The sequence below is a fragment of the Leisingera aquaemixtae genome (genome assembly GCF_001458395.1).
GTDB classification, from domain to species: Bacteria; Pseudomonadota; Alphaproteobacteria; order Rhodobacterales; family Rhodobacteraceae; genus Leisingera; species Leisingera aquaemixtae.
The window spans coordinates 1-12815 of the sequence record NZ_CYSR01000012.1 but is presented as its reverse complement, the minus strand read 5'-3'; the positions used below and the strand labels follow the sequence as shown (position 1 = coordinate 12815).

Annotated in this window: 14 protein-coding genes; 6 read left to right on the top strand and 8 right to left on the bottom strand. The window is 55.3% G+C overall.

Features of this window, described 5'->3' with window-relative positions; genetic code table 11:
• The 8 genes from PHA8399_RS07310 to PHA8399_RS22260 all read right to left on the bottom strand — a co-directional run.
• Window positions 1–490 (bottom strand): helix-turn-helix domain-containing protein (locus PHA8399_RS07310; protein WP_145976998.1); only part of this gene is annotated, 490 nt, incomplete at its 3' end.
• Window positions 491–923: 433 nt separating this feature from the next.
• Complete coding sequence (locus tag PHA8399_RS22265; protein WP_145976997.1) at window positions 924–1442, bottom strand: 3'-5' exonuclease; 519 nt, start codon at window positions 1440–1442, stop codon at window positions 924–926.
• A 154-nt stretch (window positions 1443–1596) separates the two neighbouring features.
• Window positions 1597–1953 (bottom strand): hypothetical protein, encoded by a 357-nt coding sequence (locus PHA8399_RS22770; protein WP_244270170.1) that lies wholly within the window; start codon window positions 1951–1953, stop codon window positions 1597–1599.
• A gap of 248 nt (window positions 1954–2201) precedes the next feature.
• Entirely contained in the window at window positions 2202–2615 is a 414-nt protein-coding gene (locus PHA8399_RS07295; protein WP_058285521.1) for a hypothetical protein, read from the bottom strand.
• 11 nt (window positions 2616–2626) lie between these two features.
• Entirely contained in the window at window positions 2627–3004 is a 378-nt protein-coding gene (locus PHA8399_RS07290) for a hypothetical protein (protein ID WP_058285520.1), read from the bottom strand.
• A 191-nt stretch (window positions 3005–3195) separates the two neighbouring features.
• Window positions 3196–4824 carry a hypothetical protein gene (locus PHA8399_RS07285; protein ID WP_058285519.1) on the bottom strand — a complete coding sequence of 543 codons (1629 nt, stop codon included), beginning with the start codon at window positions 4822–4824 and terminating at the stop codon, window positions 3196–3198.
• Entirely contained in the window at window positions 4821–6581 is a 1761-nt protein-coding gene (locus tag PHA8399_RS07280; protein ID WP_058285518.1) for a hypothetical protein, read from the bottom strand. Before PHA8399_RS07280 ends, PHA8399_RS07285 begins: the two co-directional genes overlap by 4 nt.
• 242 nt (window positions 6582–6823) lie before the next feature.
• A complete protein-coding gene (locus tag PHA8399_RS22260; protein WP_145976996.1) occupies window positions 6824–7234 on the bottom strand; it encodes a helix-turn-helix domain-containing protein in 411 nt (136 codons plus the stop codon).
• A 409-nt stretch (window positions 7235–7643) separates the two neighbouring features.
• Between PHA8399_RS22260 and PHA8399_RS07270 the strand changes: the two genes are divergently transcribed.
• From PHA8399_RS07270 to PHA8399_RS07250, 6 genes are all read left to right on the top strand, one after another.
• The gene (locus PHA8399_RS07270; protein WP_058285516.1) at window positions 7644–8735 is read left to right on the top strand and encodes an AAA family ATPase; all 1092 of its coding nucleotides are present in this window, start codon (window positions 7644–7646) and stop codon (window positions 8733–8735) included.
• Window positions 8735–8905 (top strand): hypothetical protein, encoded by a 171-nt coding sequence (locus tag PHA8399_RS22550; RefSeq protein ID WP_158509255.1) that lies wholly within the window; start codon window positions 8735–8737, stop codon window positions 8903–8905. The genes PHA8399_RS07270 and PHA8399_RS22550 overlap by 1 nt, the downstream gene beginning before the upstream one ends.
• A gap of 253 nt (window positions 8906–9158) precedes the next feature.
• A complete protein-coding gene (gene dcm, locus PHA8399_RS21880; RefSeq protein ID WP_082649484.1) occupies window positions 9159–10205 on the top strand; it encodes a DNA (cytosine-5-)-methyltransferase in 1047 nt (348 codons plus the stop codon).
• Between the two features lie 31 nt (window positions 10206–10236).
• Window positions 10237–10668 (top strand): very short patch repair endonuclease, encoded by a 432-nt coding sequence (locus tag PHA8399_RS21875; protein WP_244270169.1) that lies wholly within the window; start codon window positions 10237–10239, stop codon window positions 10666–10668.
• The gene (locus PHA8399_RS07255) at window positions 10653–11966 is read left to right on the top strand and encodes an MvaI/BcnI family restriction endonuclease (RefSeq protein ID WP_058285513.1); all 1314 of its coding nucleotides are present in this window, start codon (window positions 10653–10655) and stop codon (window positions 11964–11966) included. The genes PHA8399_RS21875 and PHA8399_RS07255 overlap by 16 nt, the downstream gene beginning before the upstream one ends.
• Window positions 11967–12260: 294 nt before the next feature.
• The coding region (locus PHA8399_RS07250) for a helix-turn-helix domain-containing protein (protein WP_145976995.1) at window positions 12261–12815 on the top strand (555 nt) is incomplete at its 3' end.

Below are 12815 nucleotides of genomic sequence, written 5' to 3'. Positions count from 1 at the left end.
CGGGGTGAGCAGTCTCGATCTCGCCGCAGGCTTCGTCGTCCAGTTTCTTCTTTTCTAAGGCCTGCACCTGAGCCTCGGTCAGGATGCCCCCTTCTTCGGCAACCTTGGCTTCCAGGGCTTTCAGGCGAGCCTTGAAGTTCGCCAGATCATGTCGCAGCCAGATCGACCGGACGCCGGATGGCGAGACAAAGATGCCCAGTTTGCGCAGCTCGTTGGAGGTGCGGGCTTGGCCATAGGCCGGGAAATCGGTGGCGGATTTGATGACCGCCTGTTCGGTCGCCTCGTCAACCCGATTGGCCAAGTTAGGCTTGCGCCGGGTGCGCTCAAACAGGGCTTCGACACCTCCGTCCTCGACTGCTGATTTATAGCGGTAGAACGTGTCACGGCTGTAGCCCATCACCTGGCAGGCTTTGCTGACGTTGCCCAGTTCCTCGGCCAGTTTCAGCAGACCGGTTTTGTGTTTGATGATCTTATCAGTAGAGTTCAGCATTGTGGTTGCCTCGTTTTGCGGTTGGGTTTGCACCACCATCAAAACGATCAACCATCATCTCCTTCAAGAGATGCGCCGCCCCCAGTTCAGCGTGCTGAGAAGGGGGCGGTGTCAGATCACATCGAGACTAATTCAGCTCACACCAAGGCGGCGCGCTGCATCTGGCGTGCCGCCTCATTTGGTCATGTCTCAATTTTCAAATCGGTACTTTCATCGAGCCCGGTCAGATGGAGACTGCCACTCCAGTCAGTAAGAACTGGCGCACTGGATTGACGCGATTTCGTACCCTGTCGTTTACCACATTCCTTTAGCAGGTGATATGGCGCAATCTTGACTATTGCGCTGACGTCATCAGGCGGAGAGGAGCGGGTTCGCCAGCACATGCATGCTGCACCGGCAAAGCCAATGCAACCTGTTCCGCAGGTCACGACCATCAGAGATGTTTCGATTGATATTTCCCTACTCCGGCGCGCCATGCATAGCAGAGGCCTGCCGCATCGTCGCCGGCGCGGTGGCGGACCGGGCGGTTCGTCTTACTCTCATACACGCGATGAAGCCGACCGGCATTGACATCTCCGCCATCGGAGAAGGCTTGCCAGACAACTCTGTCGAAGTCATCTATCTGGGGGCCAGGGCGGCCAAGGAGCTGGTCCAGCCAGCGTTGATCGAATTCTGGCGCGTCGCTTACAAGCGGCCGCCCCGCCAAGGACGCCAGCAACCAGGTAGCGACATCGTCCGCAAATGCGGCGGCTTCGAGGTCGGGCCGGGGGATGCCATGAACCTTCTCACTTGCCGGGTTCCAATCGTCCTCCGGCCACTCTGGCCTCGGGCGGATCAACCGGCTCTGAACAACCACTTTCTTTCCGTCGAACCAAGCCAGGCCGACTTCGATCGGCCAGGAGGCAGGGCTCAAAGAAGAAGCCTCAAAATCAATGAATACTGGCTGGATCAATTTTTCTTCCTCTAATGTGCAGCCCATCTTCCCACACTGCTCTGTCCCCTGAAATACGAGGTAACTTCGGGGAACACGGTAACAGAAAGACGATGCCGACGGGCCTCAGGAATAACTGCAAGTGCTGGGACCTTTTACCTTTTAGGGTAAGGGTTTAGCTGTCCGCGACAGTCAGCACGTTTTGCAAGCGGTGATAGGGCGCATCGCGCACGGCCGCATCGACATCAACGATCGGAGCCTTCGGTTTCTTAATGCGCAGCATGTAGCTGCTGCCTGCAACAACCAGCACACAAGCGCCGATTATGGAGCTCGCGATGACAATTTCTGAGGTCATGGTTTCGAACATGATCCAGTCCCCTTGAGGGGAAAAATAGGCGACGAGGGTGGATGCAGCCAGCAGTGCTTTCCCACAGTCACGAGATCTATGCTTAAATCTGAGCTTGGCTACGTCACCCAGGTGCACGGTATCATGCGAAAGCATCGCGGCCAATAACACAACTGGGTCGGTCATCGAGACAGAGGATGGTCCGGGAACGCCCGGAGGGGCAAGAGCGCTACTTCAATCGTGGCCTCGATATCGCGGATGGGGACTTAACGCATCTCGATTGGCTGCTGAACACAAACCTCTTGTCCTGGAACTGTTCTTTCAAGGTGCGGTGGTCGGCCCGCATGCACCGAGCGAGACGTCACAAAATAGACGCAGGCTTACAAAAGGGCTGAAACCGGCACCCATTAACAGGTGCCGGTTATTGACTTCTGCTACCCGGCAAAAAAGGACGCCAACTTGGCTGCGCGGCGGCGGTCGATCAATGCCTGCCGGGCAGAAATAAAGGACTTCCAGAGTTCCATGAGCCAGCGTTTTTGTTCCAGCTCCTGGTCCCAAAGGTCGTCGAAGCTGGTGTCGGATTCCAGGGCGTATGTTCCATACCCGGCCCGGTGCGCATTGAGGTCTTTAACCAGGGCTTTCTCCAGCTTCGCCCAGATGTGCTCGTCATGGATCGAAAAGACGTCGCCTTCTTCCAGTCGGTTGAGAGTTTCACTGACCTTTGCATGTGTCATCCCATCTACAACGGGGAGAATTTCCCGCCACTCATTGGCGAGAACCCGACCGGTTCGGATTGCCTGAAGGGCCAGAACCTCGAGATCGGGCAGATCATCCAGTTGATGTTTCATGCTGGTCTTCCTCATGCCGCGATGCCGAAATCGAAAACCGGAAGGATCGCCTCGGCTTCGACAGCATCCATATGATCGCGGAGATGGTCAGTCAGCAGGCAGAGGTCTTCCACGATTGGATCTTCAGGGTCCAGTATGGCAAAACAGGCGGTCTCAATGGTATCGGGGTAGCCGACATTCTCCAGTGATAGCAGCTGGTAGAGCCCAACCAGGTCCTGCCTGGCTTTCCGGCTCAGATGACGGGTGCTGGTAAGCCGGTCGATCAGCGATTGGGTGCGGCGCAGTCCCGGTGCGCCTCCGAGCAGGAATGCTGCATTTTGCAGCGCTTCGTTGTGAACGCATAGGAACTCCAGCAGCTCGCGAATAGCGGGTGTCAGTGTGGTATTCATTGGCGTGTACTCCTGAAATGAAATTGTAAGGGGGGTGCCGCCTGTGTATTTTTGGGGCGGCTCAAGACTTTCCGGAGCGACGCTGGTTTCTATTGAGTGGTTCTTTTCCTTTCTTGTTTTGACCGGTGGAGGGGCTGGACTTCCTGTGCGTCTCAAAAGAGGGATGCGCAGGAAATCCAGGGTCCTTCACCTCAGTTAGTCAGTCTGCCTTCGATGGCGGCCAATTGATCCAGGGCTTGGTCCCGGCGGTACCGGTCCGCATTAATTTCGTAGAACAGCCTGCTCGTTTCATGACCATGTCCGCACAATGCCCGGGCCACCCGGAGGTCCAGGTCGTCATCCAGGACGCAGGTGTCGTAGATCAGCGACCGAACGATATGGGCGCTATGCCCCGTCCTCTCGACCATGTTGCGGCGCAGCCACTCGCGCTCGTAGTTCTTCCAATCCCTGGCCGGATTGGCGAACAGGGCAGTTCCGAGCCGGGTATCGTAAATCTGCCAAAGGTGCGCCGGATCGGTATCCATCAGGAGAACCGCATCCAGATAGGGGGTCAGACAATCAGCCAGTCGGCCTTTGATTTTTTGACCGGTCTTCGATGTCTTCAAATCGACACTCCAGCCTTCGCTGTCCCGGCAGAATTCTTCGCCGATCTTTCCTTTGCGGATATCCTTGGCGCGGATCGGGAGCTTGCAGAGCAGGGCGATGGCCCCGGCCAGGGTGTAATCCCGGCGGCGATTGCGGATGTCGTTCTCGTCCGGTGCCCGAAGGAGGAGTTCATGGGCGGTGATGGCGAAATCGACAAGGCCGACCGGGTTTCTGGCAAGTTTGATCTCTTTTTCCCGGAGCTCTTCTTTTGCATCGGCTTTCAGCGCCCAGTGGGTCTCCAGAAGCACGTCCGAAATCTCCTTCGGATAGCCCGCATGTTTGGCGAAGTAGCCAAGAAAGTCACAATACCCTGCTGCGGAGATGGTTTTCAGATCATCGGCGAGGAGATCTGCCGCAAAGGCGCGTGCGGTATCCATTGTAAGTTCCGGCTCCAGCCCATGGTTTGCGGCTGAACGCAACAATCGTCGGATCGCAGAGCCCATGACTTTGACCCGGCTCCCGGACAAACCGCCTCTATCTCCGGGCACGGAAGCGATCGCCTTTGCCTGGGACAGAAAGGGCTCAGGAAGGTTGCCGTACGCCGGCTGTTTCGTCCTGCCTTTCGCCTTGCTGCGTCGTTTTCGCTGCGCCTCTTGCAACAGGCGCGTATCCGGATTCCCTGGATCGATTGCGGTCATGAATTCAGCCAGTTTTCCGAGGTTTCGGGGATCAGTCTTGAACGCAAGAACATGATCCAGGGTCAGGCACTTCACGCTTTCCCGGTGCCGCAGCCAGCGGTCTGCAAGCCGGATGAGGCGGTCCTCGACCCCCTGCTCGGTGAGCATGGGGATCAGGGAGCGGTAGGGCGTCCAGAAATGTGTTCTGAAAACCAATTCGACGGGCCGGCGATCATTGGCTCCGGAGGCCAAGGCCCATTCGACACCTTCGCCGGTCTCGTAGGCGTAGTGGCGAAGATAGGTTCTCTGAGAGGACAGGGAGTTTTGCGTCCAGCCTGCATCGGCAAGAAGGGACAGCATCGCTTCTGCTGTGCGCGAATTCAGCTCAAAGGGGAGGCTGTACTGCCTCGCCGTGTCGATCAGGCCGCAGAGACAGGAGGACAGCGCCGGGCGGGACTTCTGGAGCGTTTCCGCGGCGTATGCCGCTCCTGAATCGATATCGGCGAGGAACTGCCGCATGCGGCGCGGCAGCTCACTTTCCCGGATCTGAAATCTCATTTGCGGACTCCCTTTTCCAAGGCAGCGTTGACTGCCGACATGCCGGCCATCCCGCGTTCGATATGCGTTTCATCATCGAAGAAGGCATATTTCCGGGCAACGGTTGCCGGTTGGTCCCCCAGCAGGGCGGCAATCACATTCAGCTCTGTGCCAGGTTCATTCCACAGGATTGAAGCAATGGCGTGCCGAACCTGGTGAAGATTCATGTAGAGATCGACAGAGGCCGTCGAGAAACGCCAGGCCTTGTTCAGCTTTGCGTACCCGGCGCCGCCGAGAAGAAGCGCGGGATCAGGGTTTTGGAGCCTCGTCATCAGGACAGGTCGCGCTTCATCGAGCCACCAGTCCAGAATCTTACGCGGATCGGTTGTACCCCGACGCTGGATGGAAGTCTTGATCCTGCGATTGTTCTTCACGAGTTCCGGTGGAATGGCGAACTCGACGCTCTTTTTCCCAGTAGGGAGAAAGACATGTGCATCCTTGCCCTCTACCGAAAGATTGACCAAAGTATCGGCCCTCAGGGGCAGGAATGTGAGAACGGACGCCGCTGCAGCCGCCGCAGCCCAATTCACAGCCTGGGCCTGTTGATTATGAGGAAGGTCATGATACCGGCCGATCATGGGAGCAGCTTTCTGGTGGAACAGGCGGGCGAGGCTGAAGAACTTGAGCTTCCTTGCATCGGATTTGACCAGCCTCCTGCAGAACTCCTGGTTTGCTTCGGTCATGTCGTCCCAGCCCTGGAAATAGGCCCCTTCAAAGAACGCGCGTTGGGCAATCTTCAGATCAGGGTTGAACCGACGAAGGAACCGGAAAGTGCCCTCGAGGTTCTTGCGAACAGTCGTTTTGGCCAACGGTTTCCAGTAGAAATCACCTGCAACCTCGGCGTCATAGGCGGCCTGAATACAGGATAGGTTTGCGAAGCTTTCAGTGTTCGGGTTGCTGGACAGATCCAGAAGATCCAGCTCTGCCATGCAGGAAAAGAACCACTGAGCCGCCTCTCTGGCATTCTTGACTGTACTTTCGCTTCGTCCAGGTTTTCGTAGACCTTCCAGGAGGCCGCCATAGGCTTCACCACGGCGAAGATCGTCTTCGCACTCCGAAATGTCGTCGGCGATTGTCTCCGGCAGTTTTGGCGTAATCCTACGGTCTGTGACCATCGGAATTTCCGCGATCGGGGGCGGCAACAGGCTTTCATCAAGCTGATCTTTGAGCTTGTGGAGCTTGTTGAGGGTCGAAGCTGCGCCACGCATCGCTGCCTTTTGCGACTGAGATGATTTCTTCATCCAGCCATGGATCATGCCCGAGGTCAGTTGCTGCGGCTGCTTCCCATGTTCCCTTGCGACATTCCGGAGCACAGTGACCGCGATCAAATCGTTCTGCTGCAGCCCAGTACCCCTGTGGGTGCGGCGGATCAGATCAGCTGTTGTATCGATCATCCTGGACCAGTCATCCTCGATACCCCGCAGGATATCTCGCTGCCGCCGCTCCCCGGATGCATGTTCCATCAGGCTCTTCACATTCGAGTGCCAGGTCGAAAACTGCTTGAAAGTCTCGAACCCGTCGGGGGCATTCTTGTCGCTCATGTGTCGGCTCCAGCGCGACACGAAGGCTTTCGCGTCGACCGGGATGCGTGAAAGGTCGCAATTGTACGCGGGCAACCGGGCGCATTTCCGGGCGGACCCGCGGATTTTCTTCGCGTTTGCAGGGGAAAAAGGCAGTTCCCCTGCATCGAGAATTTCAACAGCGTATCGTAGATTCATGCGCATTTTTTGCTCCATTGTTATTGTGGTTGTTGATTTCGAAGCGGGCCTGAGAGCCCTTCAAGAATGCTGTTGATTGCCAGGTTTTCTCTGGATGCGAATTGAGGTCCTTTTTTCGAGTTTCGGCACTTTCAAAGCGAAATGAGGAAAAGGATCGGAAAGAGTACTGAGGTGACGTACTGTGGGCGTCTGCCTCACTTTTTCCCGTTCGGTCGAATGTCCGGGAACCGGTGTTTGGAACCTCAAACCGCATCGAAAACCCGCCGGACAGCGAAAAAATGAAACCGGATGGAGCCTTGGAGGCGCACGGAGGGAATGTGCCCCTCGCGTGCCCAGTTTCGAACGGTGGCCGGGTCGCAGCCGAGCTGATGGGCCAGTTCCCCCGCCGTCCGCAACGGCTCCATGAGCTGCGCGTGTAACGTTTCGTCGGAGATTTGAATTTGCGGGATCCCCTCAAGGCGCCAGATGTCCTGCATCGCATACCGCGCCCGTTTCCAGGGGCCTGGGACCGGCGGCAAATTCAGTGGCTTCAGTATTTTTCGAACCGTATCAGCGTTCAACCGCCACCGCTTCGCAATTTGGGCCTGCGAAAGGGTCGGGAGGTTTCGGGCAGAGCGTGCTGCCGCCCTCAAATTTGTCATGTTGCGTTTCATGACAGGGAAGTGGGTTCGTTCCAGACACTCTCAAAGAAATCACCTCAATTTTCAATGAGGCGCGCGATTTCAATCTGTTGCAAGCCTTGGCGGGAGGGCGGGGCCCGGTAGCAACCCCAGGAAGGAAGTTTCGAAGCTTTAGGATCTTGGAGAGCTGCTTGCCTGGTTTTCAGGGCGAAGGGCCTGACCGAGACACACATAGGAAAAAGGCTCTGACAGGAGCCTTTTTCCTATGTGTGTCTCTCTGCCGAAGCCGGGAAGGATTTTCCGTTTTTTTTCGGGTGCGTCACGCGCCAGTTGAGACGGGAACAGCCAGCTATCAAACCTCACCACCGCTCTTTCTCCTGGGAACTCACTTCCTGTCCAGCCGCGAGGACGACCCTCGTGGTATTCTCTGAAAGGACCCGAAATGGTTGCAGCAGCCAATTTCTCCCCAAAATTCGTCTTTGAACGTGCGAATGACCATGTTCCCAGCATGAAAAGCAATCACGTCATCCGAAACCTGTGCCAGAAGAGCGAAGTGGGCATCATGGTCGCCCCGAGCAACGTCGGGAAGACCGCCCTGGCAGTTGCTCTGGGCAGCCATGTTGTCCAGGGCAAACCTGTCTTGAGCATGCCCACCTGCAAGGGTGTGGTCGTCCATGTCTGCGGTGAAGGCGGAAATGCCGTGAAAGACAGGATTTCAGTCTCTCTGGCCGGCGCGGAGGGGGCCTCCGACTACCTTGTCATCAAAAAGAGGATCGATCTGGGTGATGCCGGAGAGATAATGGAATTCATCCGGGATCTTCAGGCTTACCTTGATGAGACTAACGAAGGCTTGAGCCTCGTGATCTTCGATACTTTCATCCACAGCATCGGAGACCTGCAAGAAAACAGCTCCGTCGATATGTCTACGGCAATCGCAGGAGCTCAGGAAATCGCTGAAGCTTTCCAGGCTCATGCGCTGCTCGTGCATCATACAGGACGTGAGGAAGAGCGCGGAGGGCGCGGTTCCTCTGCAATCCGGTCGAATGTTGATTCAGAGTTCACCATAAAAGCAGACCCCGAGTCCAATGAAGTGGTTTTGACAACAACGAAGCAACGGAACCTGGAGAATGGCCTTAGGTTTTCCTATGCGCTTCGGAAGAAGCTTCTGGGATATGACGACGAAGGCTACGAAAGGTCGACCGTTGTCGCCGAGCTGCTCGATGGTTCCGAGCGCAAGGCTACAAAGCCCCAAGCGCAGCAGAGCACCAAACAAATCGCTATCCTGTCGTCTATGAAGGCTGCACTGGCATGCGGTGAGGATCGGATTTCCACCACGGCCCTGATGCCGCTTGTTGCCTATCGGGAATGGTCTTCAAGCGCGGATGAGAAGGCGCAGCTGGCTGGGTTCAGAGGCGTACTCAGCGCCTTGGAGAAGCGTGGTATGATAATAAGCGAGAAGCGCGGCAAGGAACTGATTTGGTCGCTTCCGGAAGCCCTCCTTCCTGGGAAGGGATCCTCTCCACTTATGTTCTGATGTTTCAAAATGATGAAACTGGCGAAGTCCACCAGCAATATTTGCGGGCAGAAGAAATATCACTGCGAGGTGTTGCAATTCTGAACGCAGCTATTGAGGGCGAAAATGTCGAGGAGCTCTTTGCAGCATGGCGCAGTGATCTCTACGATGAGGCAAACACCCCAAGGTGATTTTGCGCGTTTTCAGAATAGCGTCCCCGGGTGGCTTCCGCCCGGGGACGCTACGTATTTCTTCACCCGACGGTGGGGGTAGAGCCTGGTGCCATGAGACCGGGCATCGTCCGACCGGCTGTGTTCAATCTCTAATTGGCCTGAGAACAAAATGTGAACTAATTTGTGGAATTCTGATAGGAAAGTTGCTGCTACTGGCCTGGACCAGACCGAAATACCCATATATAGTGCACAAAAACGAGGTGCGACCAGGATGAGCCAAGGCTTCACATTTATTGATCTTTTTGCCGGAATCGGTGGTTTGCGCCAGGCCATGGAGAGCATCGGAGGGCATTGCGTCTTCACAAGTGAGTGGGATAAATTTTCGAAGCAGACCTATGAGGCAAACTACCGCGACAACCGTCCAATCGTTGGTGACATCCGCGACGTGGCCGCCGAAGATATCCCGCCGCACAATGTTCTGTGTGCAGGTTTTCCCTGTCAGCCGTTTTCATTAGCAGGTGTTTCCAAAAAGAACTCGCTCGGCCGGGAACATGGTTTTCGTGATGAAGCGCAGGGGACCCTGTTCTTTGATGTTGTTAGGATCCTTGAGCATCATCGTCCTGAAGCCTTCATGCTCGAGAATGTCAAAAACCTGACGAGCCATGACAAGGGAAAGACATTTGAAGTGATCATGGGGGCTTTGCGGGAACTTGGATATTCTGTGAAGGCGCAAGTCATCGACGCTCAGCACTTTGTTCCTCAACACCGCCAGAGGATTGTGATCGTTGGCTTCAAGGAAGACACCGGCTTCACTTTCGAAGACCTCCAATTGAAGCCTAAAGGCAGCGTCAAGCTTGGGTCGATTCTTCATCCTCAGAATGGAACTGAGGAAGCCGAAGCTCCCTATACTGAGGGCCCGGATGCCAAGGTGAACCCGAAATATACGCTGACGGATAAACTGTGGGAATACCTTCAAAACTATGCTGCCAAACACAAAGCGGCAGGCAACGGCTTTGGTTTTGGTCTGGTTGGACCTGAAGATGTCTCTCGAACGCTGTCTGCACGTTACCACAAAGATGGCTCTGAGATCCTGATTGATCAGGGTGCGGGAAATAATCCTCGCCGCTTGACACCGCGTGAATGTGCTCGCCTTATGGGATATTCTGACGACTTCAAAATACCTGTGTCCGACACCCAAGCCTATCGCCAGTTTGGTAACAGCGTTGCTGTTCCAGTGTTCAAAGAGGTGGCACGGATTATGGCACCTCACCTCGCGCACGTCATGGACAACCGCCCGAAGGAGGCAGTCTCTGTCTGATGTTCACGATCAAGCTACCCGCAGCCGCAACATGGCGGCAATTCGTAGCAAGAACACGAAACCAGAACTTCTGATCCGCCGCGGGCTTCATGCTCGCGGCTTTCGCTTTCGCCTTCATGACAAAGCGCTCCCAGGAACACCTGACATTGTCCTTCGCCGATACGGTGCTCTGATTGATGTAAGGGGGTGCTTCTTCCATGGTCATGACTGTGACCTTTTCCGACTACCGCGCACACGGCGTGAGTTCTGGGAGGGCAAAATTACCTTGAACAGAAAGCGCGACATTGAAACGGTAAGCGCACTTCACGAGATGGGGTGGAGGGTCGCAGTTGTCTGGGAATGCGCACTCCGTGGTCCCAAGAAAATCAATTCAGAGACTGTTATTGACTCTCTCTCTCACTGGCTGTCCTCTGACGAAAAATTATTTGAAATCAGAGGCGTCGACTCATGTTCACCTCCCTGAGCAACCTGATTAGAGCTATGCAAGATGCTGGGGCGAAGCGGTTTTATGCCAAACGTCTTGCTCCAAACGACAACTCAAAAAACCAGCTCTATCTCGGCGGAGGCTTTGATGCTCTCAACATCATCCCTCATGGTGACATCGAAACTGATTTTTCTCCGAAGGCAGGGTCCGTTCGGCGTCGGGATAAAGCGCCAGTAGAGTTTTACTGGATTGATAGCCAGGGATCCGTGAGAGCACCTCATGCCCAGCTAATTCTCTACCCGAAGTATCCAGAAGTCAGAATGTCGGGCTTCCTGAAGAATGCCGGTCATGCGCCCAGTGAGCTCATGACTTCGCGTGATGAAGGGAGGGTGATGTTCTTCGGTGTTTCGTCAGAAGGTCGCGTATTCGGATATGTGGACGCCATTGGCTCTGACATAGTTGCCGAGCTGGACGCTCAGGGTGAGTTTCCTTCGGAAGGTGTGTTTTCGAACATCACGAGGATGGCGACCACAGCCAGTCGCGATCCTCGTGAGATTCTTCTGGAGGCACTTCGGAATGTTCACGGGAAAGGCTGGATCCCAGGGCAGCGACTACACTCCGACGGAATTTTAAGGCCGTATTCTGCACAGAATGGTGGTGGATATACACTCGAAGCTGAATTGGGGATTATCCCTAACGGGATCGCAGAACCTGACTTCTTCGGATGGGAAATCAAGCAATATTCTGTCCGAAACTTTGACAAATTTCGGGCGACGTCTCCGGTCACTTTGATGACTCCTGAGCCGACTTCAGGCGTATATGTCGAGAATTTCCCGTCGTTTATGAATGACTTCGGATACGACGATACCAAAGGTAGGCCTGGGCGCAGGAACTTTGGCGGCATCTACAGATGTGGAGCCGCAGCACATGCGCGCACTTCGGTTCGGATGATTGTCGAAGGATACGATCCGAAGAGGGGCAAAATCGACGACATGGGTGGGAACATTTTACTGGTTACCCCTGATGATCGCGTTGCCGCGGGATGGGAGTTCAAGAACTTGCTCAACCATTGGAACCGAAAGCATGCTCAGGCAGCCTACCTTCCTTCACTGTCTTCCGGTAGCCCGCGGAAATACCATTACGCCGACAGAGTCCAGCTTGGCCAGGGGACTGACTTCTTCAGATTCATGCGGCTCATCAGCCAGGGCGGGATCTATCTTGATCCCGCAGTGAAAGTCGAGAATGGCAAACAGAAGAAGAGAAACCAGTTTCGCGTGAGTCACACTGACCTACCGGATCTCTATCAGTCATTTGGAACATTGGCACTTGCACCGTAGATCAGCTCAGGATCTTGCCAAGTAACCTTTGTGACCAGCGACGCTGGGTGCAGCCGGTATTGAACAACAGCCTTGATGGTGAGTTAAGAAATTCTCAACCGCCTTAGCTCGTTTTCTTGGCAGAATTCCTGATCAGCATCTTTGAGATGAGAGTATATGTGAATTAGTCTCGATGTGATCTGACACCGCCCCCTTCTCAGCACGCTGAACTGGGGGCGGCGCATCTCTTGAAGGAGATGATGGTTGATCGTTTTGATGGTGGTGCAAACCCAACCGCAAAACGAGGCAACCACAATGCTGAACTCTACTGATAAGATCATCAAACACAAAACCGGTCTGCTGAAACTGGCCGAGGAACTGGGCAACGTCAGCAAAGCCTGCCAGGTGATGGGCTACAGCCGTGACACGTTCTACCGCTATAAATCAGCAGTCGAGGACGGAGGTGTCGAAGCCCTGTTTGAGCGCACCCGGCGCAAGCCTAACTTGGCCAATCGGGTTGACGAGGCGACCGAACAGGCGGTCATCAAATCCGCCACCGATTTCCCGGCCTATGGCCAAGCCCGCACCTCCAACGAGCTGCGCAAACTGGGCATCTTTGTCTCGCCATCCGGCGTCCGGTCGATCTGGCTGCGACATGATCTGGCGAACTTCAAGGCTCGCCTGAAAGCCCTGGAAGCCAAGGTTGCCGAAGAAGGGGGCATCCTGACCGAGGCTCAGGTGCAGGCCTTAGAAAAGAAGAAACTGGACGACGAAGCCTGCGGCGAGATCGAGACTGCTCACCCCGGTTATCTGGGGTCACAGGATACGTTCTATGTCGGCACGCTGAAGGGCGTCGGGCGGGTCTACCAG

Bases quoted from the DNA above. Each gene is read 5' to 3' on its own strand.
- PHA8399_RS22770 (WP_244270170.1), bottom strand. From the start codon at position 1,953: ATGACCGACCCAGTTGTGTTATTGGCCGCGATGCTTTCGCATGATACC.
- PHA8399_RS21875 (WP_244270169.1), top strand. From the start codon at position 10,237: ATGGCGGCAATTCGTAGCAAGAACACGAAACCAGAACTTCTGATCCGC.
- PHA8399_RS22260 (WP_145976996.1), bottom strand. From the start codon at position 7,234: ATGAAACGCAACATGACAAATTTGAGGGCGGCAGCACGCTCTGCCCGA.
- PHA8399_RS07285 (WP_058285519.1), bottom strand. From the start codon at position 4,824: ATGAGATTTCAGATCCGGGAAAGTGAGCTGCCGCGCCGCATGCGGCAG.
- PHA8399_RS22550 (WP_158509255.1), top strand. From the start codon at position 8,735: ATGTTTCAAAATGATGAAACTGGCGAAGTCCACCAGCAATATTTGCGG.
- PHA8399_RS07295 (WP_058285521.1), bottom strand. From the start codon at position 2,615: ATGAAACATCAACTGGATGATCTGCCCGATCTCGAGGTTCTGGCCCTT.
- PHA8399_RS07280 (WP_058285518.1), bottom strand. From the start codon at position 6,581: ATGAATCTACGATACGCTGTTGAAATTCTCGATGCAGGGGAACTGCCT.
- dcm (WP_082649484.1), top strand. From the start codon at position 9,159: ATGAGCCAAGGCTTCACATTTATTGATCTTTTTGCCGGAATCGGTGGT.
- PHA8399_RS07290 (WP_058285520.1), bottom strand. From the start codon at position 3,004: ATGAATACCACACTGACACCCGCTATTCGCGAGCTGCTGGAGTTCCTA.
- PHA8399_RS07270 (WP_058285516.1), top strand. From the start codon at position 7,644: ATGGTTGCAGCAGCCAATTTCTCCCCAAAATTCGTCTTTGAACGTGCG.
- PHA8399_RS07255 (WP_058285513.1), top strand. From the start codon at position 10,653: ATGTTCACCTCCCTGAGCAACCTGATTAGAGCTATGCAAGATGCTGGG.